This is a genomic window from Streptomyces sp. NPDC048636, assembly GCF_040650655.1.
GTDB lineage: Bacteria > Actinomycetota > Actinomycetes > Streptomycetales > Streptomycetaceae > Streptomyces.
Map to the genome: position 1 here is coordinate 460,311 of NZ_JBEZHR010000001.1, position 25,655 is coordinate 485,965.

Sequence of the window (25,655 nt, forward strand, 5' to 3'; positions counted from 1 at the left end):
GTTCATTATGTTTAGTTGTGTTGGGTGGGAATGGCAAGGTGAGGAGCCGGCGGAGTGAAGAAGACGGCGACGCGGCTCGCGGACGGACGCGAGCTCATCTACTACGACGCGCACGGTGACGCGGTGCGCGACGCCGTCGACCAGCGGCCGCTCGACCCCATCACCACCCGCTCCGAGATCCGCCACGACCCGCTGCTCGGCGACGACGTGGCCATCGCCTCGCACCGCCAGGGGCGCACGTACCACCCGCCCGCCGACGCCTGTCCGCTGTGTCCCTCGCGGAACGGACGGCGGACCGAGATCCCCGCCTCCGACTACGATGTGGCCGTCTTCGAGAACCGCTTTCCGTCGCTCGCGGGGGAGTCGGGCCGGTGCGAAGTGGTCTGCTTCACCTCGCACCACGACGCCTCCTTCGCCGAGCTGTCCGTCGAGCGGGCCGCCCTGGTGCTCGACGTCTGGGCGGACCGCACCGCCGAACTGGCCCAACTCCCCTCCGTCGAGCAGGTCTACTGCTTCGAGAACCGCGGCCGGGAGATCGGCGTCACCCTCGGCCATCCGCACGGCCAGATCTACGGCTATCCCTTCGTGACCCCGCGCACCCGCCGGATGCTGGACTCCCTTGCCGCCCACCATGAGCGGACGGGTGGGAATCTGTTCGACGATGTGGTGGCCGACGAGCTGGCCGACGGACGGCGGGTGGTGCTCGACGGCGAGCACTGGACCGCCTTCGTGCCCTACGCCGCCCACTGGCCGTACGAGGTCCACCTCTACCCGAAGCGGCGGGTCCCGGACCTCACCGAGCTGGCCGACGCCGCACGCAAAGAATTCCCACAGGTCTATCTGGAACTCTTGCGGCGGTTCGACCGGATTTTCGGGGAGGGGGAGCCGCCCACGCCGTACATCGCCGCCTGGCACCAGGCGCCGTTCACCGCGGCGAACCGGCGGGATTTCGCTCTGCACCTCGAGCTTTTCACCATTCGCCGCACTTCCGGCAAGCTGAAGTTTCTCGCGGGTTCCGAATCCGGCATGAATGTGTTCATCAACGATGTGCCGCCCGAGGCCGCGGCCGAAAGACTGCGAGAGGTAGCGAGCAAGTGAGCAATACGCGGAAGAAGTACCTGGTCACCGGTGGTGCGGGCTATGTCGGCAGCGTGGTCGCGGCGCATCTGCTGGAGGCCGGCCACCAGGTGACCGTCCTGGACGATCTGTCCACCGGCCACCGCGCGGGCGTCCCCGCGGGCGCGGAGTTCATCGAGGGCCGGGTCCAGGACGCGGCCAAGTGGCTCGACCCCTCCTATGCCGCGGTACTGCACTTCGCCGCCTCCTCGCAGGTCGGCGAGTCCGTCGTACGCCCCGAGAAGTACTGGGCCAACAATGTCGGCGGCACCACCGATCTGCTCGCCGCGATGCGGGACGCGGGGGTGCGCACCCTCGTCTTCTCCTCCACCGCCGCCACCTACGGCGAACCCGACCAGGTGCCGATCACCGAGACCGCGGCCACCGCGCCCACCAACCCCTACGGCGCCACCAAACTGGCCGTCGACCACATGATCAGCGGGGAGTGCGCCGCCCATGGCCTGGCCGCCGTCTCGCTGCGGTACTTCAACGTCGCGGGTGCCTACGGGGCGTACGGCGAGCGCCATGACCCCGAGTCCCATCTGATCCCGCTGGTGCTCCAGGTCGCCCAGGGCCGCCGCGAGACGATCTCCGTCTACGGCGACGACTACCCGACCCCCGACGGCACCTGTGTGCGTGACTACATCCATGTCGCCGATCTGGCCGAGGCCCATCTGCTGGCGCTGGACGCCGCCGCCTCCCATGAGCATCTGATCTGCAACCTCGGCAACGGCAACGGCTTCTCCGTGCGTGAGGTCGTCGAGACCGTGCGCCGGGTCACCGGCCACCCCGTCCCCGAGACCGCGGCGCCCCGCCGCGGCGGCGACCCGGCGGTGCTGGTGGCCTCCGCCGAGCGCGCCAAGGAGCGGCTGGGCTGGCGCCCGTCCCGTACGGATCTGGCCGGAATCGTCGCGGACGCCTGGGAGTTCGCGCAGCGAAGGGAGAGCGAGTGACCGACAGCGACCGGGCACGGCAGGCGGCGGACCGGTTCCGCGAGGTCTACGGAACCGATCCGGCCGGGGTGTGGGCGGCACCGGGGCGGGTCAATCTGATCGGTGAGCACACCGATTACAACGACGGTTTTGTGATGCCCCTCGCGCTGCCGCACACCTGCCTGGCCGCCGCCGCGCCACGCCGCGACGGGGTGCTGCGGGTGACGTCCGGGGATGTGCCGGGCGGCACCGTCCGGCTCCGCGTCCCCGGTCTGGCACCGACCGGGAGCGGCGGGGCGGGCGGTGACCAGGGAGGCTGGGCGGCCTATCCGGCGGGTGTGGTCTGGGCGCTGGCCGGGGCCGGACTGCTGCCGGACGACGGCGACGGCCCGGCCGGCGCGGATCTCTACTTCACCAGCACGGTGCCCACCGGCGCCGGGCTGTCCTCGTCCGCGGCGCTCGAGGTGGTCACCGCGACCGCGCTGAACGAGCTGTACGAGCTGGGTCTCGAGCCGGGGGAGATCGCCCGGCTGTGCCAGCGCGCGGAGAACGACTTCGTGGGCGTGCCCTGCGGGATCATGGACCAGACCGCCTCCGCCTGCTGCACCGAGGGCCATGCGCTCTTCCTCGACGCCCGGGATCTGACGCGCCGCCAGGTGCCGTTCGACCTCGCGGCGGAGGGGCTGCGGCTGCTGGTGGTGGACACCCGGGTCACCCATGAGCTGGGCGACGGCGCGTACGCCGCCCGGCGTGCGGCGTGCGAGACGGCCGCGCGGGAGCTCGGGGTGCGGGCGCTGCGCGAGGTGACCTTCGAGGGCCTGGACGCGGCGCTGACCCGGCTGGCCGGGGCGGGCCAGGACCCGAGCGTGCGGCGCCGGGTCCGCCATGTGGTGACGGAGAACCGCCGGGTGGAGGAGGTCGTCGCACGGCTCGACGCGGGTGATGTCCGCGCCATCGGGCCGGTGCTGACCGAGGGACACGCCTCCTGCCGCGATGACTTCGAGATCTCCTGTGCGGAGCTGGACCTGGTGGTGGAGACCGCCAACGCCGCGGGGGCGCTGGGGGCGCGGATGACCGGCGGCGGCTTCGGCGGTTCGGCGATCGTCCTGGTCGAGGAGGGCGCCGCGGAGGCCGTGGGCAAGGCGGTCACCGAGGCGTTCGCCGGGGCCGGTCACGGGGCGCCGAGGATCTTCACCGCGGTGCCGAGCGAGGGGGCACGACGGCTCTAGGGGGTGTCTCGCCGATCATGCCGGGCTCCCGACGCCTGGCACGGCACCTCGCGGCCCCGCGCTCGTCGCACGCAGCGCCGCTGCGCTCTCCTCACGCGGGTTGCGAGTCTCCCCCAGCTACCGCTGGGAGGTGCCCCCTGCACCAGACGCCGCTCGCTGATCCGGCCTGATCGACAAGACACCCCCTGGCGCCGGGCCCTCGGCCACACCCCGATCAGTTTTCGCCGTTCTGGGCGTACTTACTCCCCAAGTCCGAACACAAAACTCACAGTAAACGGGTGAGGACGGACAGTTTCGCGAATCGGCTCCGAATCGTGGGTCCCGGCCTTACGCTGAGCACAGCACCGGTGGGGGCCGGTGCTTCATCAGGGGGCGAGACAGTCAGGTACGACGCCCGGGGCGGGGTGGCGATGACGGCGCGGCGGCGGCCGCGTGGATCGCGATGACCCCTTGCCGGGCGCCGTACCCGCACTGATGCTCGGTGCAGTCCGGGAAGTTCCGGCGACGTGGGGGGTGTCCGTGGCACGTATTCGGGTTCTCGTGGTTGACGATCATCGCATCTTCGCCGAATCGCTTGCCGCCGCTCTCGCGGCGGAGCAGGACGTGGACGTGGCGGCGGCGGGGAGCGGTCCGGCGGCCTTGCGCTGCCTGGAGCGGGGCGCCGCGGAGGGGCGCCGGTTCGATGTCCTGCTGGTGGACGCCGATCTGGGCACGGCGGTGGGCGACACCGTGCCCGTACCGCTGCCCGCGCCGCTCGATACGGCGTACGGCGGGGCGCGGCCACCGGGTCATGGCACGCTCGCCCGCCCGGTCAACGGCCGCGCGGCGGACGGGATTTCGCTGGTCGGCGGGGTCCGCTCCACCCAGCCGGGGGTGCGTACCGTGGTGCTCGCCGAGCGGGACGATCCGCGCCGGGCGGCCGCGGCGCTCCAGGCCGGGGCGTGCGGCTGGGTCGCCAAGGACTGCTCGCTGGTCCGGCTGCTCGCGGTGATCCGGGGAGTGCTGCGGGACGAGACGCATCTGCCGCCCGCTCTGCTCACCGGTGTGCTGCGGGAGTTGACGGCCGCGCGCAAGCACCGCACCGAGAGCGAGCGCCTGGTGGAGTCGCTGACCCCGCGGGAGCGCGAGGTGCTGCGCTGCATGGTGGCCGGGCTCGGCCGCAAGGCGGTCGCCGAACGGCTGTTCCTCTCCCCGCACACCGTCCGCACCCATATGCAGAATGTGCTGGGCAAGCTGGGGGTGCACTCCACCCTGGCGGCGGTGGCGCTGGCCCGGCGGGCCGGGGTCGGCCCGGTCGACCTAGCCGGGGAAATTGTCGAACGGGGCGGTCAGCTGGCGTAGCAGCGCCGCCAGTTGTGCGCGCTGAGCCTGGGAGAGCTCGGCCAGGATGGCGTGCTCCTGCTCCAGCAGTCCGGCGAGTGCCTGGTCCGCGCGGTCCCGCCCCTCGGCGGTCAGCCGGACCAGCACGCCGCGCCGGTCGCTGGGGTCGGGCTCCCGCTGCACCAGGCCCTTCTTGGCGAGCCGGTCGATCCGGTTGGTCATGGTGCCCGAGGTCACCAGGGTCTGGGTGAGCAGCTGCCCGGGGGAGAGCTGATACGGGTCCCCGGCCCGCCGCAGCGAGGTCAGGACATCGAACTCCCAGGGCTCCAACTGGTGCTCGGCGAAGGCGATCCGCCGCGCCCGGTCCAGATGGCGGGCGAGTCTGCTGACCCGGCTGAGCACTTCCAGCGGTTCCACATCGAGATCGGGGCGCTCCCGCCGCCACGCCGCGACCAGCCGATCGACCTCGTCCTCCATGGCGATCAGTGTAGTAGGTCTGTCGACATGAAGTCTCTTGACATCAAGAGATATCGTGGAGCACGGTAAGGACGTCCGTGATCGCGATCACCAGATCCCGGCCCGACCGTACTCACAAGGGGCTTGCCGACCATGATCACCGCATCGAACTGGGATCCGAAGCAGTACCTGCGTCACTCCGGCTACCGGACCCGGCCCTTCCTTGACCTGCTGGCCCGGGTCCCCCAGCTGCCTGCCGGACCCGGCAGCCCGCCCCGGATCGCCGACCTCGGCTGCGGCCCCGGCAATGTCACCACGCTCCTCTTCGACCGCTGGCCGGACGCCCGGATCACCGGCCTGGACAACTCCGCCGAGATGCTGGAGACCGCCCGGCCCCTGGCGGGCCCGACCACCGGCGGCGGCCATCTGGGATTCGCCTCCGCCGACCTGGCGCACTGGGTCCCCGACGAGACCTACGACCTGATCGTCTCCAACGCCACCTTCCAGTGGGTGCCCAGCCACGCCGACGCCTTCCCGGCCTGGCTGGACGGGCTGCGCCCCGGCGGCACCCTCGCCTTCCAGGTGCCCGGCAACTTCACCGCCGCCAGCCACACCCTGATGCGGGAGCTGGCCGAGTCGCCGCGCTGGCACGACCGGCTGGCCGGAGTGCTGCGCCATCGCGACGCGGTCCGTGACCCGGTCGGGTATCTGGACCTGCTGTCCGGACTCGGCTGCGAGGTCGAGACCTGGGAGACCACCTACGTCCAGATCCTCCAGGGGCCCGACCCCGTACTGGACTGGGTCAAGGGCACCGGACTGCGGCCCGTCATCACCACGCTCGCGGATGATCCACGAGCCTGCGAGGAGTTCATCGCCGAGTACCGGGAGCTGCTGCGCGAGGCGTACCCGGCCCGACCGTACGGCACGCCCTTCCCGTTCCGCCGCATCTTCGTGGTCGCCCGCAAGGGCGGGAAGTGATCACCGCCGTCGATCACGTCCAGCTCGCCGCGGAGCCGGGCAGTGAACCCGCCCTGCGGGCCTACTACGGCGATGTCCTCGGCATGGTCGAGATACCCAAGCCGCCCGTGCTGGCCGCGCGCGGCGGGGTGTGGTTCCGGGCCGGCTCCGTCCAGCTCCACCTGGGCGTCGAGCGGGACTTCCGGCCTGCCCGCAAGGCCCATCCGGGGCTGCGCGTCACCGGTATCGAGGAGTTCGCGGCCCGGCTCACCGACCGGGGCGCCCCGGTCATCTGGAACGACGACCTTCCCGGCCACCGCCGCTTCTATTCCGAGGACCCGGTGGGCAATCGGCTGGAGTTCCTGGAGCGCCTCGGCTGACCCATGCGGCCGGACGGCCGGTCCGGCCCCCGCCCCGGCGGCCCGCCTCCGGGGCGCGGCCGGGCGTCGGTCAGGTCTTGCGATGGCCGATCAGCCGCGGCTTGGGCTCCATACCGTCGAGGCCGTGCCAGGCCAGATTCACCAGATGCGCCGCGACCTCGGCCTTCTTCGGCTTGCGGACGTCCAGCCACCACTGGCCGGTCAGGGCGACCATGCCCACCAGCGCCTGCGCGTACAGCGGGGCCAGTTTGGCGTCGAAGCCACGCGCCTTGAACTCCAGCCCCAGGATGTCCTCCACCTGCGTGGCGATATCGCTGATCAGTGAGGCGAAGGTGCCCGTCGACTGGGCCACCGGGGAGTCGCGCACCAGGATCCGGAAGCCGTCGGTGTACGCCTCGATGTAGTCGAGGAGCGCGAACGCGGCCTGCTCCAGCAGCTCACGGGGGTGGCCCGCGGTCAGCGCCCCGGTCACCATGTCCAGCAGCTGGCGCATCTCGCGGTCCACCACGACCGCGTAGAGCCCCTCCTTGCCGCCGAAGTGCTCGTAGACCACCGGCTTGGAGACCCCGGCCTTGGCCGCGATCTCCTCCACCGACGTGCCCCCGAAACCCCGCTCGGCGAAGAGTGTGCGACCGATGTCCAGCAGCTGCTCCCGGCGTTCCTTACCGGTCATCCGGACCCGGCGGGTACGCCGGGTCCCGGAGCCGGAATGCCGGCCGGCCCTGGCAGGCCGGTCCCTGTTGCCGCTGGTATTACTATCGGTCGCCACAGGCTCCATCATGCCGCTCCGACGGACTCCTCTTTACGCCGGGAGTCGATACGGGCCTCGGTCGGCCAGCGGACGTCATACGCCCAGCCCGCCTTCTCGAACCAGCGGATGAGCCGGGCGCTGGAGTCCAGCTGCCCCCGCATCACCCCGTGCCGGGCGCAGGTCGGGTCCGCGTGGTGCAGGTTGTGCCAGGACTCACCGCACGAGAGCACCGCGAGCCACCAGACATTGCCGGAGCGGTCACGCGACTTGAACGGGCGCTTGCCCACCGCGTGGCAGATCGAGTTGATCGACCAGGTGACGTGGTGCAGCAAGGCCACCCGGACGAGCGACCCCCAGAAGAAGGCGGTCAGCGCGCCCTGCCATGACCAGGTCACCAGCCCCCCGATCACCGGGGGCAGCGCCAGCGAGACCACGGTCCACACCACGAACTGCCGGGAGATCGTACGGACGGTGCTGTCCTTGATCAGGTCCGGTGCGTACTTCTGCTGCGGGGTCTGCTCCTGGTCGAACATCCAGCCGATATGCGCCCACCACAACCCCTTCATCAGGGCCGGGACGGTCTCCCCGAACCGCCACGGAGAGTGCGGGTCCCCCTCGGCGTCGGAGAACTTGTGGTGCTTTCGGTGGTCGGCCACCCAGCGCACCAGCGGGCCCTCCACCGCCAGCGACCCGGCGACGGCCAGCGCGATCCGGAGCGGGCGCTTGGCCTTGAAGGCGCCATGGGTGAAATAGCGGTGGAAGCCGATGGTGATGCCGTGGCAGCCGATGTAGTACATGACCACCATCAGCGCCAGGTCCAGCCAGCTCACCCCCCAGCCCCAGGCCAGGGGAACGGCGGCGAGCAGGGCGACGAACGGGACGGCGATGAACAGCAGCAAGGTGATCTGTTCGATGGAACCTTTGCTGTCCCCGCCGAGGGTGGCGGAGGGAAGCGGTGTCTCCTGGGCCTTCGGCGCGTCGTCGACCACGTCGGGGCTTGCAGTCATGGGATCCCTCGTGGGGCTCGGGGGCTGGGCTACGGATCCGTAACCTACGGCGTCGTAAGTATGGCAGGGCCACGTAGCGGGGCAAGAGGGCTCTGGTCCCTCTCAGGTACGCGCCGCATATCCTGGGTGCGTCGGACAGCGCGGTCCGCACCTGGCCGAAAGCATGGGGGCCATGGCGCGCGGTACCCGCCGCACAGGCGCTTCGCCCCCGCTCGACGAACCCCGTTCACTGCAAGGAGCCCGCACCTGTGAGCAGTGCCGACCACACCAATGCCGCCCTGCGTGCCGACATCCGCCGTCTGGGCGATCTGCTCGGCGAGACCCTCGTCCGCCAGGAGGGCCCCGGCCTTCTCGACCTCGTCGAGCGCGTCCGCGCCCTCACCCGCAGTGACGGAGAGGCCGCGGCGGACCTGCTGGGCTCGACCGACCTCCAGACCGCGGCCAAGCTGGTACGGGCCTTCTCCACCTACTTCCACCTGGCGAACGTCACCGAGCAGGTGCACCGCGGCCGTGAGCTGCGGGCCCGCCGGGACGCCGAGGGCGGCATCCTCGCCCGCACCGTCGACCAGCTCAAGGACGCCGACGCCGAGCACGTCCGGCAGACCGTCGAGCGGCTGAACGTACGCCCGGTCTTCACCGCGCACCCCACCGAGGCCGCCCGCCGTACCGTCCTCAACAAGCTCCGCCGGATCGCCGAGCTGCTCGAGACGCTCGCCGCAGGGGGCGAGGTGCGCCGCACCGATCTCCGGCTCGCCGAGAACATCGACCTGCTCTGGCAGACCGATGAGCTGCGGGTGGCCCGCCCCGAGCCCGCCGACGAGGCCCGGAACGCCATCTACTACCTCGACGAGCTGCACGCCCACGCCGTCGGCGACGTCCTGGAGGACCTCACCGCCGAGCTCGACCGCGTCGGCCTGGAGCTGCCCGCCACCACCCGTCCGCTCACCTTCGGCACCTGGATCGGCGGCGACCGCGACGGCAACCCCAACGTCACCCCCGAGGTCACCCGTGAGGTGCTGATCCTCCAGCACGAGCACGGCATCACCGACGCGCTGGAGATCATCGACGAGCTGCGGGCCGCCCTCTCCAGCTCCATCCGCAACTCCGACGCCTCCGAGGAACTGCTCGACTCCCTCCAGCGCGATCTGGAGCTCCTCCCGGAGATCAGCCCCCGCTACAAGCGGCTCAACGCCGAGGAGCCCTACCGGCTCAAGGCCACCTGCATGCGGCAGAAGCTGGTCAACACCCGGGAGCGGCTCGCCTCGGACACCCCCCACCAGCCCGGCCGCGACTACCTCGGCACCGCCGAGATGCTGGCCGACCTCCACCTCATCCAGGACTCGCTGCGCGCCCACCGCGGGCGGCTGATCGCCGACGGCCGCCTGGAGCGCGCCATCCGCACCCTGGCCGCGTTCGGCCTCCAGCTCGCCACCATGGACGTGCGGGAACACGCCGACGCCCACCACCACGCGCTCGGCCAGCTCTTCGACCGGCTCGGCGAGGAGTCCTGGCGCTACGCCGACATGCCGCGCGAGTACCGCCGCAAGCTGCTGGCCAAGGAGCTGCGCTCGCGCCGTCCGCTCGCCCCCTCCCCGGCCCCGCTGGACGCCGCGGGCGCCAAGACCCTCGGCGTCTTCCGCACCATCCGGGAGTCCTTCGAGCGGTTCGGCCCGGAGATCGTCGAGTCCTACATCATCTCCATGTGCCAGGGCTCCGACGATGTCTTCGCCGCCGCCGTGCTCGCCCGCGAGGCCGGGCTGATCGATCTGCACGGCGGCTGGGCCAAGATCGGCATCGTGCCGCTGCTGGAGACCACCGATGAGCTGAAGATCGCCGACAAGCTGCTCGACGAAATGCTCGCCGACCCCTCCTACCGGCGGCTCGTCGCCCTCCGCGGCGATGTCCAGGAGGTCATGCTCGGCTACTCCGACTCCTCCAAGTTCGGCGGTATCACCACCTCCCAGTGGGAGATCCACCGCGCCCAGCGGCTGCTGCGCGACGTCGCCCACCGGCACGGCGTACGGCTGCGGCTCTTCCACGGCCGCGGCGGCACCGTCGGCCGAGGCGGCGGCCCCACCCACGACGCGATCCTCGCCCAGCCCTGGGGCACCCTCGAGGGCGAGATCAAGGTGACCGAGCAGGGCGAGGTGATCTCCGACAAGTACCTCGTCCCCGCCCTCGCCCGGGAGAACCTGGAGCTGACCGTCGCGGCCACCCTCCAGGCGTCCGCCCTGCACACCGCGCCCCGCCAGTCGGACGAGGCGCTCACCCGCTGGGACGCGGCGATGGACACCGTCTCCGACGCCGCCCACGGCACCTACCGCAGGCTGGTCGAGGACCCCGATCTGCCCGCCTACTTCTTCGCCTCCACCCCCGTGGACCAGCTCGCCGAACTCCACCTGGGCTCCCGGCCCTCCCGCCGCCCCGACTCGGGCGCCGGACTCGACGGACTGCGCGCCATCCCGTGGGTGTTCGGCTGGACCCAGTCCCGGCAGATCGTGCCCGGCTGGTTCGGTGTCGGCTCCGGCCTCAAGGCCGCCCGCGAGGCCGGTCTCGACGGGGTCCTCGACGAGATGCGCCAGCACTGGCACTTCTTCCGCAACTTCCTCTCCAACGTGGAGATGACCCTCGCCAAGACGGATCTGCGGATCGCCCGCCACTACGTCGACACCCTGGTGCCCGACGAGCTCAAGCATGTCTTCGACACCATCGTGGCCGAGCACGAGCTGACCGTCCGCGAGGTGCTGCGGATCACCGGTGGGACCGAACTCCTGGACACCAACCCGGTGCTGAAGCAGACCTTCCATGTCCGGGACGCCTATCTCGACCCGATCTCCTACCTCCAGGTGTCGCTGCTGCACCGGCAGCGCACCGCCCGGGAGCGCGGTGAGGAGGACGACCCGCTGCTCGCCCGCGCGCTGCTGCTCACCGTCAACGGAGTGGCCGCGGGTCTGCGCAACACCGGCTGACAGCGGTCGCACCCGTACGGCACCGGGCGGTGGCTCCCTCATGGAGGGGCCACCGCCCGGTGCCGTACGGGGTGTTCGCGTGGTGGTTCTCGGCTCGGCGTCAGAAGGTGAGCGCGGCGAACGAGGCGCCGAGCAGCGCCGCGCCCAGCAACCCCAGCAGCCACGCCGTCCGCCGCATCCGCAGACCGCCTGCCACCAGCAGCGCGGCCAGCAGCAGCGCTCCGCCCAACGGCACCCAGGCGTGCAGCACCCCCGCCGGTCCGGTGCGGACCCCCTCGTCGGTCCCCGGCTTGAGCGCCACCGCCAGCCGGTCGCCCTTCCCGTCCGTGACCGCCTTGTCGATCCGGATCCGGCCGGGGTCCTCACCGCCGTCGCGGGCGGGGGTGAAGGAGCCGGTGCACCAGTCGTCGCCGCAGTCGGAGACGGTGACCACACCGCGCTCAAGGCCCTTGGTGAGCATGGCGGGACGGGCGTCGCTCCAGGACGACCAGGCTCCGGCGGTCAGCAGGAACAGCGCGATCAGCGCCACCACCGCGTTCTTCACGAGCAGCAGCAGCCCGTACGCGCTCTCGCCCGCACGCCGGGTGCGGCTGCGCTTGGAGGTCACAGTGGTCACACCGCTGGAAGCCATGGCGGGATCCTGGCCATGACGGGACCCGGGGTCAACCTCGGGTGAAGAAACGGGCGAACAGGCGTTTGTCAGGAGTTGTACGTGGTCTGCGCGCGGTCCAGGCCGTCCACGATCAGCGTCTCCACCGCGTCGGCCGCGCGGTCCACGAAGTAGTCCAACTCCCTGCGCTCAGCAGAGGAGAAGTCCTTCAGGACGAACGCCGCGACATCCATCCGGCCGGGCGGACGGCCGATCCCGAACCGCACCCGGGCGTAGTCGGGGCCCAGCGACTTGGTGATCGACTTCAGCCCGTTGTGGCCATTGTCACCACCGCCGAGCTTCAGCCGGAGCGCCCCGTAGTCGATGTCCAATTCGTCATGGACCGCCACGACATGACCCGTCGGCACCTTGTAGAAGTCGCGCAGCGCGGTGGTCGGTCCGCCCGAGAGGTTCATGAACGACATCGGTTTGGCGATGACGACCCGGCGGCTGCCCGGACCGGGCGGACCGATCCGCCCCTCGACGACCTGGGCCCGCGACTTATGCGCCTTGAACCGGGCGCCCATCCGCTCGGCCAGCAGATCGGCCACCATGAAGCCGACGTTGTGGCGGTTGGCGGCGTACTCGCCCCCGGGGTTGCCGAGACCCACCACCAGCCAGGGGCTCGTATCGTCCGTCGTCATGCGTGTTGTCTCTCCTGGAGGGACGGCCGCCGTCCCGCCCGCCGCACCCGGGATGACGGGGCGACGGGGCGGAACGGCGGCCGGAGAAAGGGAAGGGGAAGCCGGAGCTTACGCCTCCTCGCCCTCCTCCTCGCCCTCGGCGGCCTCCTCGGCCGGAGCCTCGGCCTGGGCGGCGACCACGTGCAGCACCGGGGCGTCGTCCTCGACGGCGAGGGTGGTGCCGGCCGGCAGCTTGATGTCCTTGGCGTGGATGGTGGCACCCGCGTCCAGGCCCTCGATGGAGATGGTGACACCCTCGGGGATGTGGGTGGCCTCGGTCTCGACCGGCAGGGCGTTCAGCACGTGCTCGAGCAGGTTGCCGCCCGGGGCGAGCTCGCCCTCGGTGTTGATCGGCACCTCGACGGTGACCTTCTCGCCCTTCTTCACCAGCAGCAGGTCGATGTGCTCAAGGACACCGATCTTGATGGGGTGGCGCTGCACGGCCTTGGGGATGACCAGCTCGCTCTTGCCGCCCTCGATGTCCAGGCGGATCAGCACGTTCGCGGTCTTCAGCGCCATCAGCAGGTCATGGCCGGGGAGGGTCACGTGGACCGGCTCGGCGCCGTGGCCGTAGATGACACCGGGGACGCGGCCGGCAACGCGGGTACGGCGGGCCGCACCCTTGCCGAACTCGGTACGGGGCTGAGCGGAGATCTTGACCTCGGCCATGGGGCACTCCTCGTAGATCGGGTCCTGATATGTGGGCGTCACCCGGCCCACGACAGACCTGCTACGAAGAGCGCGTCGATAACGGACAGCTGTGCCGAGCACAGCCTCCCTCGCCGAGCAACCCCGTGAGTCTACCAAGGGCCGGAACATGGCTGAGGCCACCCCGTGGCGGGGTGGCCTCAGCAGGGTCGCTCAGTGGCTAAGCCCATCAGCCCTGCTCCTCGAAGAGGCTGGTCACCGAGCCGTCCTCGAAGACCTCCTGCACCGCGCGGGCGATGGTGGGCGCCATCGACAGCACGGTGACCTTGTCGAGCTCGACCTCGCTCGGGGTGGGCAGCGTGTTGGTGAAGATGAACTCGCTGACCTTCGAGTTCTTCAGCCGGTCGGCGGCCGGACCGGACAGCACACCGTGGGTGGCGGTCACGATCACGTCCTCGGCGCCGTTGGCGAACAGCGCGTCGGCCGCGGCGCAGATGGTGCCACCGGTGTCGATCATGTCGTCGACCAGGACACAGACCCGGCCCTGTACATCACCGACGACCTCGTGGACGGTGACCTGGTTGGCCACGTCCGGGTCGCGCCGCTTGTGCACGATCGCCAGCGGGGCGCCCAGCCGGTCGCACCAGCGGTCGGCGACCCGCACCCGGCCGGCGTCCGGGGAGACCACGGTGAGCTTGGTGCGGTCCACCTTGGCGCCCACGTAGTCGGCGAGCACCGGAAGCGCGAAGAGGTGGTCCACCGGGCCGTCGAAGAAGCCCTGGATCTGGTCCGTGTGCAGATCGACGGTGAGGATGCGGTCGGCGCCCGCGGTCTTCAGCAGATCCGCGATCATCCGGGCCGAGATGGGCTCGCGGCCGCGGTGCTTCTTGTCCTGGCGGGCGTAGCCGTAGAAGGGGACGATCACCGTGATGGAACGCGCGGAAGCACGCTTCAGCGCGTCGATCATGATGAGCTGCTCCATGATCCACTTATTGATCGGAGCGGTGTGGCTCTGGATCAGAAAGCAGTCGGCGCCGCGCGCGGACTCCTGGAAACGGACGTAGATCTCGCCGTTGGCGAAGTCAAAGGCCTTGGTCGGGACCAAGCTGACGCCCAGCTCGTGGGCGACCTCCTCGGCCAGCTCGGGGTGGGCGCGGCCGGAGAAGAACATCAGTTTCTTCTCGCCGGTCGTCTTGATCCCGGTCACAGCAAGTCTCCTTGGATGTCACTTTGGTGCGCTTCTCACGGTACGCCCCGCACGGCGTACCCGTGTACGGGTCACTTATCGCTCGGGTTCTCCTGGTGAGCGCTCTCCGCGGCCCGTGCCGCGGCGCTTCCGGGGCGCTTGCGGGCCACCCACCCCTCGATGTTGCGCTGCTGTCCGCGGGCGACGGCCAGCGAGCCGGGGGGCACATCCTTGGTGATGACCGAGCCGGCGGCGGTGTAGGCGCCGTCCCCGATCGTGACTGGAGCCACAAGCATGTTGTCGGCTCCGGTACGGCAGTGGCTGCCGATGGTGGTGTGGTGCTTGTTGACGCCGTCGTAGTTCACGAAGACGCTCGCGGCACCGATGTTGGTGTGGTCGCCGATCGTCGCGTCGCCCACATAGGACAGATGCGGCACCTTGCTGCCCTCACCCAGTGTGGCGTTCTTCATCTCCACATAGGTACCGGCCTTGGCCTTGGCGCCCAGCCGGGTGCCGGGGCGCAGATACGCGTACGGTCCCACGCTGGCGCCCGCGCCGATCTCGGCGCTGTCGGCCACGGTGAACGAGGCGACGGCGCCCTCGCCCACGGTGGTGTCGGTGAGCCGGGAGTTCGGGCCGACCTCGCTGTGCGCGGCGAGGTGGGTGGCGCCCAGCAGCTGGCTGCCGGGGTGGACCAGGGCGTCCGGTGCGAAGGTGACGGTCGCGTCGATCCAGGTGGTGCCGGGGTCGACCACGGTCACCCCGCTGAGCATGGCCCGCTCGAGCAGCCGGTCGTTGAGCAGCCGGCGGGCCTCGGCCAGCTGGACGCGGTTGTTGATGCCCAGGATCTCGCGGTGGTCGGCGGCCACGGCGGCCCCCACCCGGTGCCCGGCCTCGCGCAGGATGCCGAGGACGTCGGTGAGGTACTCCTCGCCCTGGCTGTTGTCGGTGCGGACCTTGCCGAGCGCGTCGGTGAGCAGTTGGGCGTCGAAGGCGAAGACACCGGAGTTGATCTCGCGGATGGCGCGCTGGGCGGCGGTGGCGTCCTTGTGCTCGACGATCGCGGTGACGGCGCCGCTCGCCGCGTCCCGCACGATCCGGCCGTAGCCGGTGGAGTCGGGTACCTCGGCGGTGAGCACGGTCACCGCGTTGCCGTCGGCGGCGTGTGCCGAGGCCAGCCGCTCCAGCGTCGCACCGGTGAGCAGCGGGGTGTCGCCGCAGACGACGATCACCGTGCCGTCGAGGACGACCCCGCTCCCGGACAGCTCCTCCAGGCCCATGCGGACGGCGTGGCCGGTGCCGTTCTGCTCGTGCTGGACGGCGGTGCGCACCTCGGCGTCGATCTCGGCGAGATGCGCGGTGACCTGCTCACGAGCGTGTCCGACGACGACCACCAGATGCTCGGGGGAGAGCTCGCGGGAGGCGGCGACCACATGTCCGACGAGGGATCGGCCGCAGATCGCGTGGAGGACCTTGGGGGTCGCCGACTTCATACGGGTGCCCTCACCCGCTGCGAGGACGACGACGGCTGCCGGGCGGTTGGCGCTCACGGGTGTGCCCTTCGGCTTTGGGGGTGGACACCCGCAGGATACCGAGAGGTTTCCGGGCGGAAACGTGTGCGGGTCCCGATCGGTGTGATCAGGAGGCGATCAGAGCCCGGAGGAACGGCAAATACGGAGCTCCCCTGCCAGGACTCGAACCCGGAACAACCGGACCAAAACCGGTAGTGTTGCCTATTACACCACAGGGGATAGAAAAGCCATCAAATCGGACATCCAGTCAGGCTGCCGACTTGGCCCCCACCACTATGCCGTACCCGCGGCCCTCGATGCGACGGTATGGATCAGCGTCATCGCCCCGTTCCGCGGTACGGCGCCATCCGCCGTTCGAGTGGCCCGCGCCCCGTCGTGTCCCAGGGAAAAGCCTTGCGGTGCGGCCGTAGTCTGGTCGCTATGAGTGCTACGGGGGTAGTCGAGGCGGCGAGTGCGCGGGGCGCACCCGCTGGTCCGTGGTGGTGGTCGCGGCGGCGGAGCATGGCGCTCGACGTGGGACTCGCCGCCGCGTCGGCGGCGGAGTGCGCCGCGGAAGGCGTCGGTTTCGCCCATGACGCCGGGATTCCCACGCTTCTCGGGGTGCTGCTGGGGGTCCTCGTCGGCTCGACGCTGGTGCTGCGGCGCCGGTGGGCGATCGCCGTCGTCCTGATATCGATCGCCATCACCCCGGCCGAGATGGGTCTGCTGCTCGGTGTGGTCGGCCTCTACACCCTGGCCGCCTCCGAGGTGCCGCGGCGGATCACGGCGGTGCTCGCCGGGATGGCGGGCTCCGGGACGCTCATCATCACCATGATCCGTTTCCAGCAGGACATCAAGAAGGACGGCTGGGAGCCCGGGGTCTGGGTGGTGCCGCTGGTCTCGGTGGTGATGGCGCTGGGGGTGACCGCCCCGCCCGTGCTGCTCGGCCTCTACGTACGGGCCAGGCGCCGGCTGGTGGAGAGTCTGCGGGAGCGGGCCGACGGGCTCGAGCGCGAGCTGTCGCTGCTCGCGGACCGCGCGGAGGAACGGGCCGAGTGGGCCCGTAACGAGGAACGCACCCGGATCGCCCGCGAGATGCACGACGTGGTGGCCCACCGGGTGAGCCTGATGGTGGTGCACGCGGCGGCCCTCCAGGCGGTGGCGTTGAAGGACCCCGAGAAGGCGTCGAAGAACGCGGCGCTCGTCGGCGACATGGGACGGCAGGCGCTCACCGAGCTGCGGCAGATGCTCGGAGTGCTGCGCTCCGAGGACGGTCAGCGGTCCGTCGGCGCCGCGGCGCCCCCCGCCGCCCCCGAGGAGCGGCGGGTGCCGCTGGCCGCGGTGGCGGTGGCCGCGTCGGCCGCCGCGCAGGCGTCGGCGGCGGCCGCGCGGGAGGCGGAGGCCCTGGGCGGGCCGACCCTGGCGGAGCTGGAGGCGCTGGTCGGGCAGTCGCGCGCGACCGGCATGACCGTCGACCTCTCGATGGAGGGCGAGGAGCGGCGCTATGCGTCGCGGGTGGAGCAGACCGCGTACCGGGTGGTGCAGGAAGCGCTCACCAACGTCCACAAGCACGCCCCGGGCGCCAGCGCCCGGGTGCGGGTCGCCCATCGCGCGGACGAGGTCGCGGTGCTCGTGGAGAACGGCCCGAGCGAGCGGGGCGCGGCGGACGCCGGGCTGCCCAGCGGGGGCAACGGCCTGGTCGGCATGCGCGAGCGGGTCGCCACGCTGGGCGGGGGCTTCGTCTCGGGCCCGACCGAGGCGGGTGGCTTCCGCGTGTCGGCGGTCATCCCGGACCGCGCGGCCGACGGCGACCCCGAGCCCGTGGACCCCGGCGCCGAGCAATTCCGGAACGCGGAGCGCGCCCAGAGCGCGTAGCCCCCGCCCGGCCGCCCCTGCCGTGCCCACCGCCCCGCTACCCGCGCCCGCCCGCGTGGGCGGCGAGCCGCGGCGTACCGGCCGGTGGCGGCGAGCCGCGGCGTACGGGCGAGACCGAACCGGGGCGAACCCGCGGCCTCGTGAGCTGCTGGGTGCCGGGGGCTGGCCGGACGGCGCTGGCGGGTCTACCGGCCCGCGCCCGCACCCGCGTGGGCGGCGAGCCGCGGCGAAGCGGGGAGGCCCCGCGGGGCGCTGGGCGGGGCGCCGGGTCACGCGCGGGGGAGTCGTGGGGGGAGGGTGCCGGTGACCAGGGTGGCCAGCGCCGCGTCCACGCTCGCGCCCAGGTACCAGTCACCGCAGTGGTCCAGGCTGTAGACCCGCCCCTCCGCGTCGACGGTCAGCAGCGCCTGCCCGTCCGCCTCCTCGCCCAGCGGGCAGACCTCCGTCTCCAGCGCCCGCCCCAAGTCGCTGAGGGTACGGGCCAGATGGAGGCCGGGCAGCGGGTCGATCCGGAACGGGGTCGGGGCGATCTGCCGCCCCGCGCCCGGCGGCCGCACCTCGAGCCCGCCGAACTCCGCCCACGCCTCGACGGCCGCCGGAAAGACCGCGTGCTCATGTCCGGCGGGGGAGGAGTGGGCGCGCAGGGCGTCGGCCCAGACCTCCGCGCGCCGGATGTCCCAGCGGCCGGGCTGCCAGCCCGCCTCGCGCAGCGCGGCGTCCACGGCGATGGGGAAGCGGGTGACGTCCCTGCGGTCGTATGCCTGTTTCACGCGGTCTCCCCCACGACCCGGACGCCGAAGTGGCCCAGCAGTGCCATGCAGGAGAGGCAGGGCGGGGCGTAGCTGCCGTGCCGGGGGTCGCCCGCCTCGCGGATCCGGCGGGTGGTGAGCTTGGCGTGCTTGAGGGAGCGGCGGGCCTCGCCCTGACCGAGCGGTTTGCGGGAGGCGCGCTTGGAGCGGGCCGCCTCTATGGCCGTCAGATGGCGGGAGATCAGGACCGCCTCGGCGCAGCGGCCGGTGAAGCGCTCGCGCTGGCCGGTGGGGAGCGCGTCCAGGAAATCCTGGACGAGAGGGTGAAGCGTGGGCGGCTGATCGCCCTTTACACCCGTGCAGGTGAGGGTTTCACCGCGGACGGAGAGCGCGGCGGCCACGGCGGGCAGGATGCCGTCGCGCCGGTGGTGCACCGGGGGCGGCCCGGCGCCGGGGTCGACACTGCTCCAGCCCAGCCGCGGGTCGCTGGCCGCGGAGGCGGCGTCGTTGCCGCTCCCGTCGCTCCGCGTGGTGTGCATGTGGTGGTCCCTCCCTGCCCCAATACCCCGGTCGCAGTGATCAGAGTGCCAAATGTGCCGGGTGGTGCGGTAGTCCGGTCTTGTACCGCCAGGTGGGCGGGCGGGTCGGGCCCCGGCGGCGTGCGCCGGAGCGGTGGCGGCCGGGGCGACCGACAGGTTCCGCTCGTTGCGCCACCGCATAGGCTGTGTGCAGTAGACAGCATCAGCAGGGGGCAACCGCCATGACGACAGGTCGGCTCGGGCAGCAAGCCGCGCCACCGAACACGGCCTACGCCGGGCAGGTCGTGCACTTCCCGGACCCGGTCCGGGCCGCTCGCCACCCCAAGGGCGTCCGGATGGACGAAAACGGCTTTCCGGACTTCTCGCCCTATGCCCGCGCGGCGGCCGAAATCGCCGAACCCCCCGAGGGGTTCGGCGTCGACGAGCTGCGGCTGACCGACTACGTCTCGGCGAACGCGGCGCAGTTCGCCGCCGGGCACGAGCTGTGGAAGGACTCCGCACCGGTCGCCACCCCGCACGGCTGGACCTGGCACCATGTCGCCGGCTCCCGGCGGATGGAGCTGATCCCGGCCGAGGTGAAGGCGCTGCTGCGGCACCACGGCGGGCTCGCCACCGCACAGGTCGACCAGGAGAAGCGCGGTACCCGCCCCCTCCAGGAGACCCGTCCGATCCACTTCGGGCTGCCGGTCCGCGGGCTCGCCGTCACCGAGGAGCAGGTGCTCGGCGTCGAGGAGGACCTCGGCTACCGGCTGCCCGGCGCGTACCGCTCCTTCCTCAAGGCGGCGGGCGGCTGCGCGCCGATCGGCGCGGCACTCGACCCGGAGCTCGGGCTGCTGATCGACCAGCCCCTCTTCACGGTGCGCGACGAGGCCGCGATCAACGACCTCGTCTATATGAACAAGTGTCTGCGCGACCACTTCACCAAGGACTATCTGGGCGTCGGCTTCGTCCAGGGCGGGGTGATCGCGGTGAAGGTGAAGGGCGACGCGATCGGCTCGGTGTGGTTCTGCGCGTACGACGACGCGCGGGACCGCGACGGCTGGACGGTCCAGGACCGGGTGACGGAGCTCATGCTGCCGTGCGGCGATGACTTCGACGCCTTCCTGCTGCGGCTGGCGGGCAACCCGCCGGAGCTGGAGACCGTGGCGAACCTGATGGTGGACGGCGGATTCGCGTACGCCGTCCCGGTGGAGGAGTGAGCGCGATGGTGACCTTCGCACAGGCGCAGGAGCGCGCGGAACTCTGGATCAACGGTGATGTGCCCGCCTACCAGCAGCGCGAGGTGCGGGTCCGGGAGTTCGACCTCGGCTTCGTGGTCTGGTCCGAGGACCGGCCCGACGGCCCGGTCCCGGACACCGCCACCGACGGCGCGCGCATGGTGATCGCCCGCGACAGCGGTGACACCACGCTCTGGCCCGGACTGCCGGTCGGCGAGGTCATCCGCCGCTATGAGGAGTGCTACGGGGCGACGGCCGGTGCCGAACCCTCGGAGACCACCGGCGGCCGTCAGCAGCGGATCGACCTCAACGCCACGTCCTTCCTGCTCACTCCGCCGGAGTGGTTGCAGGAGGCGGCGGACGCGATGAGCCTGCCGGACCAGCGGCTGGACATCCCCGACCAGCGGTCGGTGGCCGGACCCGCGGCCGGGTCCGGGTCCGGGAGCGGGGAGCCGCAGGGCGCGCCCTCCGCCGCGCCGCCCTCCGGTTCCGCCGCGGCGTCGGCGCCGTCCGGCGGTACGCCGTGGGCCGACACCAACTCCGGGGGCGATGACGGCGACCGCTCGGTCGCGCCGCCCGCGACGGTCTTCGCCCCGCCGCTGGCGGGCTCCGACGACGAGGACACCCCGGTGCCGGGCGTACGGCCCGACGCCAAGACCGAGCTGCTGTCCGGCGGCAGCGCGCTGCCGCGCACGGCCATCGCCCCGCAGATCGACCTCCCGGGCGGTCCGGGCGCGGGTCCGCCCGCCGGTCCGGCGGCCGGTGCCGCTCCCGGCGCGGCCGACATCGCGAACGAGGCCACCCGTAAGGCGAGCCCCGGCGGTCCGACGCCTCCGCCGCCGCCCGGCGCCCCGGGTGCGCCCGGCGCCCGGCCGGGCGCGGGCGGGCAGACCCCGCCGCCGCCCGCGCCGCCGCCCGCCCCGTCCGGGCCCGGCGCCCCGGGCGCTCCGGCCGGGGGCTATGTACCGACCCAGCTGGTCGCACAGCTCGACCCCGACGCGGGGCCCGGCGGGCAGACCCCGCCGCCCGGCGGTCCGGGCGGCGGTGATGCGCACGCCGCCGCGACGATGCTCGCCGGTGGCCCGGGTCAGCCAGGTGCGCCCGGTGCCCCTGGTCAGGCCCCGCCGCCCGGCGCTCCGCAGCCGCCCCAGCCGCCCGGTGCCGTGCACGCCGCCGCGACGATGCTCGCCGGTGGCCCCGGCCAGCCCGGTGCCCCTGGTGCCCCCGGTGCTCCCGGTCAGACTCCGCCGCCCGGTCCGGGTGGCCCTGGTTTCCCGCCGCCGCCCGGTCCGCCGGGCGTTCCCGGCCAGGCTGCCCCATCCGGCCCGCACCCGCCCGGCCCACCGGGGGTCCCCGGTGCGGGTGGTTCCGCGACGCCACCTCCTCCGTTCCCCGGCGCACCCGGTGCCCCGGGTCCTCCCGGTGCGCCCGGGGCCCCCGGCAACGGGGTGCACGCCGCCGCGACCATGCTGGCCGGTGGCCCCGGCCAGCCCGGTGCGCCGGGCGCTCCCGGCGCCCCCGGGATGGCCCCGCCCACCGGCCCTCCGGTGCCCGGGGCGACCCCGCCCCCTGGTGCCGCCGCGCCCGGAATGGCCCCGCCCGGATACGCGTATCCGCAGCCGCCGCCCGGTCAGCCGACCGTGGGCCCCGGCTATATGGCGGTCCTCCGCTACCGCGCCCAGGACGGCTCCGAGCAGCAGCTCATCCGCCGTTCCGCGCCCGGCACCCCGCATCCGGAATGGCAGATCCTGCACGAGCTGCGGTCGATGAACGTCCCGCCGCAGCAGGTGCTGGAGCTCCACACCGAGCTGGAGTCCTGTGATCTGCCCGGCGGTTACTGCGCCCGGATGATCCACGAGACCTGGCCGCAGGTGCGGATCAGCCACACCGCCCCGTACGGCCGTGACCACGCCACCCGCCAGCAGGGCGTCCGCCATCTGCTGGAGCACCAGGGCGAGTTGCACCAGGTCGCGGACGGCCCGGCGCGTCCGGCGCCGAACCGGGTGCCGCTGCCGCACCCCAGCCAGGTGCAGCCGGTGCCGCCGGTTCCGCCCGAGGGGCTCGCCCATGAGCTGGGCCAGGCGTTCGGCCCCGGTATCTTCCGCTTCGACCAGCGCGCGGTCTCGCGGATGGGCGTACCGGACGTGGTCGCGCAGACGCTGGTCTGGGCGGGTCTCCCGGTGGACTTCGGGCCGTTCTTCTGGGCGCAGGCCCAGCCGGGCCGCCCGGTGCCGACGCTGGCCGAACTGGCCGCCGAGCGTGGGGTGCAGCCCGCGGCGGACGCCGGGTCGTACCTGGTCATGGGCAATGACTTCGGCCGCCAGCTGTGTGTGCAGTACGGCACCGCGCATATCGTCGCCATCCCGCTGGAGGCGGTGGCGCAGCCGGTGCCGCCGCAGTTCGTGAACACCGGTCTGCCGGAGTTCGTCCGCTGTATCGCGCTGCTGGGTCGGATGTGGCGGCTGCGGTACGGGCTGACGCCCGAGCAGGCGGGCCGCTGGACGGTCGACTTCCAGGCGCAGCTCGCCGCCCTGGACCCGGCCGCCCTGTCCGCGCCGGACAACTGGTGGGCGGTGCTGCTGGAGCAGATGTGGGACGGCCTGCTCTGACCTGACGCGGACGGCCCGAGCAGACGGATCGAGGCGCCCGACCCCCGTGACGGGGGCGGGCGCCTCGTCGTTGTTGTCACCGGATTCCGGCGGGTTTCCGGAGGGGTTCCGGCGGGGTTTCGGTGGGGTTCGGCGGGTGGACCGGAGTGCGTCCCGGTCCCGGCCGCGGGGCGAGACGGGCGGAGTGTCGCGTTATGGGCGATCAGGGGCGATCCATCAAGATGTGCGCCGAAGCGCGTTGCATGCCGGACAAAAGGGGTTCCAAGGATGGGCGCATCGGTGTCACCACAGGGCTTCAGCCTCGTCGGACGGGGGCGCGGCTACCGTCCCGCGCAGGTCGACCGCAGCGTGGCGGAGCTGTCCCAGGCGCGCGACGCGGCATGGGAACGGGCCGCGCGCCTCACCGTGCTCGCGAACGAGCTGTCCGCCGACGCGGAGCAGCTGCGGGAGACGGTCTCCCAGCTGGCCCCGCAGACGTATGAATCGCTGGGCGACCGCGCCCAGCTGATCCTCATGGCGGCCGAGGAGGAGGAGACCCATCTGCGCGCCCAGGCCGAGGCGTGGGCGCAGGAGCAGTGGGAGGTCGCGCAGGTCGACGCCCGCCGGGTGCGCGACGACGCGCGTGACGTGGCCGAGCGGGTGCGCGAGTCCGCCGAGGCGTCGGCGCGCAGCGCGCTGGAGGCCGCCCAGGCCGAGGTCGAGGAGGTACGGGCGGTCTCGCGGCAGGACGTCAAGGAGTGGCGGGGCGAGGCGCTGTCGGCGCTCAAGGACATGCGGCAGCGCACCGCCCTGGTCCTGGCCGACCAGGAGCGGGAGCACGGCGACCGCTGGGAGGCGGCGGGCCGCGAACTGGCCGAGCGCGATATCGCGATGACCGCCCGGCTGGCCCAGCTGGAGGAGTTCACGCAGGCCCGGCTGGCCGACGCCAAGCGGGAGTACACGATGGCCGAGCAGGCCGCGCGGCTCCGCCAGGAGGACGCGCAGGCGCAGGCGGCGGAGATCATCGCCCAGGCCCGGGCCCGTGAGGAGCGTCTGGCCCGCGAGACGGAGCGCACCCTGCGCGACCACCACGAGCGCCGCGAGGAGCTGAAGGCGCATCTGGAGCATGTGCGCGGCAGCCTGGCGGCCCTGACGGGCAAGCCGGTCGCGGAGGACACGGGCAGCGGCTCCCGCCCGGAGCTCAGCCCCGACTCCTGACCCGCCCCCGGCCCGCCTCCCAACCCGCACGCCCCTTCCGGCGGGGGCGGATCAGGTCCGCCGTCCGCCGCGCCGCCGGGCGCGGTCGTGGGCCCCCGCCCCCGGTCTCAGGGGGCGGGCTTCCGTTCCGGTTCTGATTCCGGTTCCGGGCGCGGTGTGGACTCCGGGTCCGGGGGGAGCGGGAAGGTGCGTGGGGCGAGGAGCAGGAGGACCAGCAGGGCCAGGAGGGCCGCGGCCGCGGCGCCCAGATAGACGTGGTCCACGGCGGTGTCCACGGCCCGGCGCAGATAGTCGGCGGCCCGGTCGCTGAGGGCTGCCGGGTGGTCCAGGGCGTGGGAGACCGAGTCCAGGTCGTCCGGGAGCCCGTTCCGGATGGCGGGCGGGGCCGTGCTGAGCCGGGAGGCGAGCGTCGCGTTGGCGACGGCGCCGAAGAGCGCGGCGCCAACGCTCTGGCCGACCTGGCGGCAGAAGAGGATCGAGGCGGTCGCGGTGCCGCGTTCGGCCCAGCCGACGGACGACTGCACCCCGATGATCAGCGGCAGTTGGAACAGCCCGAGGGCCGCCCCCAGCAGCAGCATGATCAGCGCGGGCTGCCAGGCGGCCCCGGGGTAGGGGAGGAACGGGAAGGCGGCCAGGACCAGCGCGGCCGCCCCGATCCCGGTCATCGCACAGCGCCGGAAGCCGATCCGGTTGTAGACGCGGTTGCTGCACGCGGCCGAGATCGGCCAGCTCAGCGTCATGACGGAGAGCACGAACCCGGCCGCGACGGGGCCGAGCCCCAGCACCGACTGGGCGTAGGTCGGCAGGAAGACCGTCGGGGCGATCATCAGCAGGCCGAGCGCGCCGAACGCCAGATTGACCGCCGCGATCGACCGGCGCCGCCAGACCCAGCCCGGGATGATCGGTTCGGCGGCGCGCCGTTCGATGACCACGGTCGCGGCCCCGCACACCGCACTGCCCGCCAGCAGCGCCAGCGAGGGGGCGGAGAGCCAGCCCCAGGCCACTCCGCCCTGGACCAGCGCGGTCAGCAGCAGTCCGCCGGAGGCGAAGACGGCCAGCGCTCCCGCCCAGTCGATCCGCGGCCGGACCGCCGCGGGCCGCTCCGCCGCGGGCCGCTCCGGTTCATGCAGATGGCGGGCGATCAGCGTCCAGGCCAGCGCGCCGACCGGCAGGTTGATCAGGAAGATCCAGCGCCAGTCGGCGTATCCGGCGAGCACGCCGCCGATCGCCGGGCCCGTCACCGCGGCCGCCGCCCACACCGAGGAGAGCCGGGCCTGGATCTTGGGGCGTTCCTTGAGCGGATAGAGATCGGCCGCGATCACCTGGATGGTGCCCTGGAGCGCCCCGCCGCCGAGCCCCTGGACGATCCGGAAGGCGATGAGGGAGGCCATGTTCCAGGCACCGGCGCACAGCAGTGAGCCGGAGACGAAGAGGACGATGCCCGCGAGGAGCACCGGTTTGCGGCCGAAGGTGTCGGAGAGCTTGCCGTAGACGGGGAGGGTGACGGTCACGGCGAGCAGATAGCCGGAGAACAGCCAGGAGAAGACGGAGAAGCCGCCGAGGTCCCCGACGATCTGCGGAATGGCGGTGGAGAGGACGGTCGAGTCCAGGGCGGTCAGCGCCATACCGAGCATCAGGGCCGCGACGACCGGACGGCGCTCGCGGGCGCTGGGCG

The 25,655-nt window shown here is 72.4% G+C and carries 22 protein-coding genes and 1 tRNA gene; 11 read left to right on the forward strand and 12 right to left on the reverse strand.

Features of this window, described 5'->3' with window-relative positions; genetic code table 11:
- Positions 1 to 54: 54 nt before the first annotated feature.
- The 4 genes from galT (at position 55) to AB0C66_RS02160 (ending at position 4,618) form a co-directional block, all read left to right on the forward strand.
- On the forward strand, positions 55 to 1,098 hold the full coding sequence (galT, locus tag AB0C66_RS02145) for a galactose-1-phosphate uridylyltransferase (protein ID WP_362431669.1): 1,044 nt from the start codon (positions 55 to 57) through the stop codon (positions 1,096 to 1,098).
- The gene (gene galE, locus AB0C66_RS02150; RefSeq protein WP_362431671.1) at positions 1,095 to 2,069 is read left to right on the forward strand and encodes a UDP-glucose 4-epimerase GalE; all 975 of its coding nucleotides are present in this window, start codon (positions 1,095 to 1,097) and stop codon (positions 2,067 to 2,069) included. Before galT ends, galE begins: the two co-directional genes overlap by 4 nt.
- Positions 2,066 to 3,277, forward strand: a complete 1,212-nt coding sequence (gene galK / locus AB0C66_RS02155) for a galactokinase (protein WP_362431673.1) — start codon at positions 2,066 to 2,068, stop codon at positions 3,275 to 3,277. Before galE ends, galK begins: the two co-directional genes overlap by 4 nt.
- A gap of 519 nt (positions 3,278 to 3,796) precedes the next feature.
- Entirely contained in the window at positions 3,797 to 4,618 is an 822-nt protein-coding gene (locus AB0C66_RS02160; protein WP_362431675.1) for a response regulator transcription factor, read from the forward strand.
- Here the strand turns inward: AB0C66_RS02160 and AB0C66_RS02165 are convergent.
- Positions 4,577 to 5,074 (reverse strand): MarR family transcriptional regulator, encoded by a 498-nt coding sequence (locus tag AB0C66_RS02165; RefSeq protein ID WP_362431677.1) that lies wholly within the window; start codon positions 5,072 to 5,074, stop codon positions 4,577 to 4,579. The two genes, AB0C66_RS02160 and AB0C66_RS02165, sit on opposite strands and share 42 nt — an antisense overlap.
- Positions 5,075 to 5,206: 132 nt before the next feature.
- Here AB0C66_RS02165 and AB0C66_RS02170 point away from each other — a divergent pair, with 132 nt between their 5' ends.
- Positions 5,207 to 6,031, forward strand: coding sequence for a trans-aconitate 2-methyltransferase (locus tag AB0C66_RS02170; protein ID WP_362431680.1), 825 nt, complete (start codon positions 5,207 to 5,209; stop codon positions 6,029 to 6,031).
- Positions 6,028 to 6,390 carry a glyoxalase gene (locus tag AB0C66_RS02175; protein ID WP_362431683.1) on the forward strand — a complete coding sequence of 121 codons (363 nt, stop codon included), beginning with the start codon at positions 6,028 to 6,030 and terminating at the stop codon, positions 6,388 to 6,390. The genes AB0C66_RS02170 and AB0C66_RS02175 overlap by 4 nt, the downstream gene beginning before the upstream one ends.
- Before the next feature lie 70 nt (positions 6,391 to 6,460).
- On the opposite strand, the gene AB0C66_RS02180 is transcribed toward AB0C66_RS02175, so the two are convergent.
- Entirely contained in the window at positions 6,461 to 7,168 is a 708-nt protein-coding gene (locus AB0C66_RS02180; protein ID WP_362433298.1) for a TetR/AcrR family transcriptional regulator, read from the reverse strand.
- Complete coding sequence (locus AB0C66_RS02185) at positions 7,168 to 8,148, reverse strand: fatty acid desaturase (protein WP_362431685.1); 981 nt, start codon at positions 8,146 to 8,148, stop codon at positions 7,168 to 7,170. Before AB0C66_RS02185 ends, AB0C66_RS02180 begins: the two co-directional genes overlap by 1 nt.
- Positions 8,149 to 8,396: 248 nt before the next feature.
- Here AB0C66_RS02185 and ppc point away from each other — a divergent pair, with 248 nt between their 5' ends.
- Positions 8,397 to 11,117 (forward strand): phosphoenolpyruvate carboxylase, encoded by a 2,721-nt coding sequence (gene ppc / locus AB0C66_RS02190; RefSeq protein ID WP_362431688.1) that lies wholly within the window; start codon positions 8,397 to 8,399, stop codon positions 11,115 to 11,117.
- A 100-nt stretch (positions 11,118 to 11,217) separates the two neighbouring features.
- Here the strand turns inward: ppc and AB0C66_RS02195 are convergent, their stop codons facing one another.
- The 6 genes from AB0C66_RS02195 to AB0C66_RS02220 all read right to left on the reverse strand — a co-directional run bounded on the left by AB0C66_RS02195 (position 11,218) and on the right by AB0C66_RS02220 (position 16,034).
- Complete coding sequence (locus AB0C66_RS02195) at positions 11,218 to 11,748, reverse strand: hypothetical protein (RefSeq protein WP_362431691.1); 531 nt, start codon at positions 11,746 to 11,748, stop codon at positions 11,218 to 11,220.
- A 68-nt stretch (positions 11,749 to 11,816) separates the two neighbouring features.
- A complete protein-coding gene (gene pth, locus AB0C66_RS02200) occupies positions 11,817 to 12,410 on the reverse strand; it encodes an aminoacyl-tRNA hydrolase (protein WP_362431693.1) in 594 nt (197 codons plus the stop codon).
- Between the two features lie 108 nt (positions 12,411 to 12,518).
- The gene (locus tag AB0C66_RS02205; RefSeq protein WP_362433300.1) at positions 12,519 to 13,118 is read right to left on the reverse strand and encodes a 50S ribosomal protein L25/general stress protein Ctc; all 600 of its coding nucleotides are present in this window, start codon (positions 13,116 to 13,118) and stop codon (positions 12,519 to 12,521) included.
- A gap of 208 nt (positions 13,119 to 13,326) precedes the next feature.
- Positions 13,327 to 14,304, reverse strand: coding sequence for a ribose-phosphate diphosphokinase (locus tag AB0C66_RS02210; RefSeq protein WP_362431696.1), 978 nt, complete (start codon positions 14,302 to 14,304; stop codon positions 13,327 to 13,329).
- Between the two features lie 71 nt (positions 14,305 to 14,375).
- The gene (gene glmU, locus AB0C66_RS02215) at positions 14,376 to 15,833 is read right to left on the reverse strand and encodes a bifunctional UDP-N-acetylglucosamine diphosphorylase/glucosamine-1-phosphate N-acetyltransferase GlmU (protein ID WP_362431698.1); all 1,458 of its coding nucleotides are present in this window, start codon (positions 15,831 to 15,833) and stop codon (positions 14,376 to 14,378) included.
- A gap of 129 nt (positions 15,834 to 15,962) precedes the next feature.
- Positions 15,963 to 16,034, reverse strand: a tRNA-Gln gene (locus tag AB0C66_RS02220).
- Between the two features lie 201 nt (positions 16,035 to 16,235).
- Between AB0C66_RS02220 and AB0C66_RS02225 the strand changes: the two genes are divergently transcribed.
- Positions 16,236 to 17,669 carry a histidine kinase gene (locus AB0C66_RS02225; protein ID WP_362431701.1) on the forward strand — a complete coding sequence of 478 codons (1,434 nt, stop codon included), beginning with the start codon at positions 16,236 to 16,238 and terminating at the stop codon, positions 17,667 to 17,669.
- A gap of 269 nt (positions 17,670 to 17,938) precedes the next feature.
- On the opposite strand, the gene AB0C66_RS02230 is transcribed toward AB0C66_RS02225, so the two are convergent.
- Together AB0C66_RS02230 and AB0C66_RS02235 are read right to left on the reverse strand one after the other, a co-directional pair.
- A complete protein-coding gene (locus tag AB0C66_RS02230) occupies positions 17,939 to 18,439 on the reverse strand; it encodes an SUKH-3 domain-containing protein (RefSeq protein WP_362431704.1) in 501 nt (166 codons plus the stop codon).
- Positions 18,436 to 18,957 carry a YwqJ-related putative deaminase gene (locus tag AB0C66_RS02235; RefSeq protein ID WP_362431706.1) on the reverse strand — a complete coding sequence of 174 codons (522 nt, stop codon included), beginning with the start codon at positions 18,955 to 18,957 and terminating at the stop codon, positions 18,436 to 18,438. Before AB0C66_RS02235 ends, AB0C66_RS02230 begins: the two co-directional genes overlap by 4 nt.
- Positions 18,958 to 19,178: 221 nt before the next feature.
- Here AB0C66_RS02235 and AB0C66_RS02240 point away from each other — a divergent pair, with 221 nt between their 5' ends.
- From AB0C66_RS02240 to AB0C66_RS02250, 3 genes are all read left to right on the forward strand, one after another.
- Complete coding sequence (locus tag AB0C66_RS02240) at positions 19,179 to 20,156, forward strand: SMI1/KNR4 family protein (RefSeq protein WP_362431709.1); 978 nt, start codon at positions 19,179 to 19,181, stop codon at positions 20,154 to 20,156.
- A 5-nt stretch (positions 20,157 to 20,161) separates the two neighbouring features.
- Entirely contained in the window at positions 20,162 to 22,783 is a 2,622-nt protein-coding gene (locus tag AB0C66_RS02245; protein ID WP_362431712.1) for an SUKH-4 family immunity protein, read from the forward strand.
- Between the two features lie 267 nt (positions 22,784 to 23,050).
- Positions 23,051 to 23,980, forward strand: coding sequence for a cellulose-binding protein (locus AB0C66_RS02250; RefSeq protein WP_362431714.1), 930 nt, complete (start codon positions 23,051 to 23,053; stop codon positions 23,978 to 23,980).
- A 107-nt stretch (positions 23,981 to 24,087) separates the two neighbouring features.
- On the opposite strand, the gene AB0C66_RS02255 is transcribed toward AB0C66_RS02250, so the two are convergent.
- The gene (locus AB0C66_RS02255; RefSeq protein ID WP_362433303.1) at positions 24,088 to 25,614 is read right to left on the reverse strand and encodes an MFS transporter; all 1,527 of its coding nucleotides are present in this window, start codon (positions 25,612 to 25,614) and stop codon (positions 24,088 to 24,090) included.
- Positions 25,615 to 25,655 lie beyond the last annotated feature (41 nt).

Excerpts from the sequence above, each read along its gene's own strand:
- AB0C66_RS02165 (WP_362431677.1), bottom strand. The coding sequence starts at position 5,074 with ATGGAGGACGAGGTCGATCGGCTGGTCGCGGCGTGGCGGCGGGAGCGC.
- AB0C66_RS02170 (WP_362431680.1), top strand. The coding sequence starts at position 5,207 with ATGATCACCGCATCGAACTGGGATCCGAAGCAGTACCTGCGTCACTCC.
- AB0C66_RS02180 (WP_362433298.1), bottom strand. The coding sequence starts at position 7,168 with ATGGAGCCTGTGGCGACCGATAGTAATACCAGCGGCAACAGGGACCGG.
- AB0C66_RS02185 (WP_362431685.1), bottom strand. The coding sequence starts at position 8,148 with ATGACTGCAAGCCCCGACGTGGTCGACGACGCGCCGAAGGCCCAGGAG.
- AB0C66_RS02195 (WP_362431691.1), bottom strand. The coding sequence starts at position 11,748 with ATGGCTTCCAGCGGTGTGACCACTGTGACCTCCAAGCGCAGCCGCACC.
- pth (WP_362431693.1), bottom strand. The coding sequence starts at position 12,410 with ATGACGACGGACGATACGAGCCCCTGGCTGGTGGTGGGTCTCGGCAAC.
- AB0C66_RS02205 (WP_362433300.1), bottom strand. The coding sequence starts at position 13,118 with ATGGCCGAGGTCAAGATCTCCGCTCAGCCCCGTACCGAGTTCGGCAAG.
- AB0C66_RS02225 (WP_362431701.1), top strand. The coding sequence starts at position 16,236 with ATGAGTGCTACGGGGGTAGTCGAGGCGGCGAGTGCGCGGGGCGCACCC.
- AB0C66_RS02235 (WP_362431706.1), bottom strand. The coding sequence starts at position 18,957 with ATGCACACCACGCGGAGCGACGGGAGCGGCAACGACGCCGCCTCCGCG.
- AB0C66_RS02240 (WP_362431709.1), top strand. The coding sequence starts at position 19,179 with ATGACGACAGGTCGGCTCGGGCAGCAAGCCGCGCCACCGAACACGGCC.
- AB0C66_RS02245 (WP_362431712.1), top strand. The coding sequence starts at position 20,162 with ATGGTGACCTTCGCACAGGCGCAGGAGCGCGCGGAACTCTGGATCAAC.
- AB0C66_RS02250 (WP_362431714.1), top strand. The coding sequence starts at position 23,051 with ATGGGCGCATCGGTGTCACCACAGGGCTTCAGCCTCGTCGGACGGGGG.
- AB0C66_RS02255 (WP_362433303.1), bottom strand. The coding sequence starts at position 25,614 with ATGCTCGGTATGGCGCTGACCGCCCTGGACTCGACCGTCCTCTCCACC.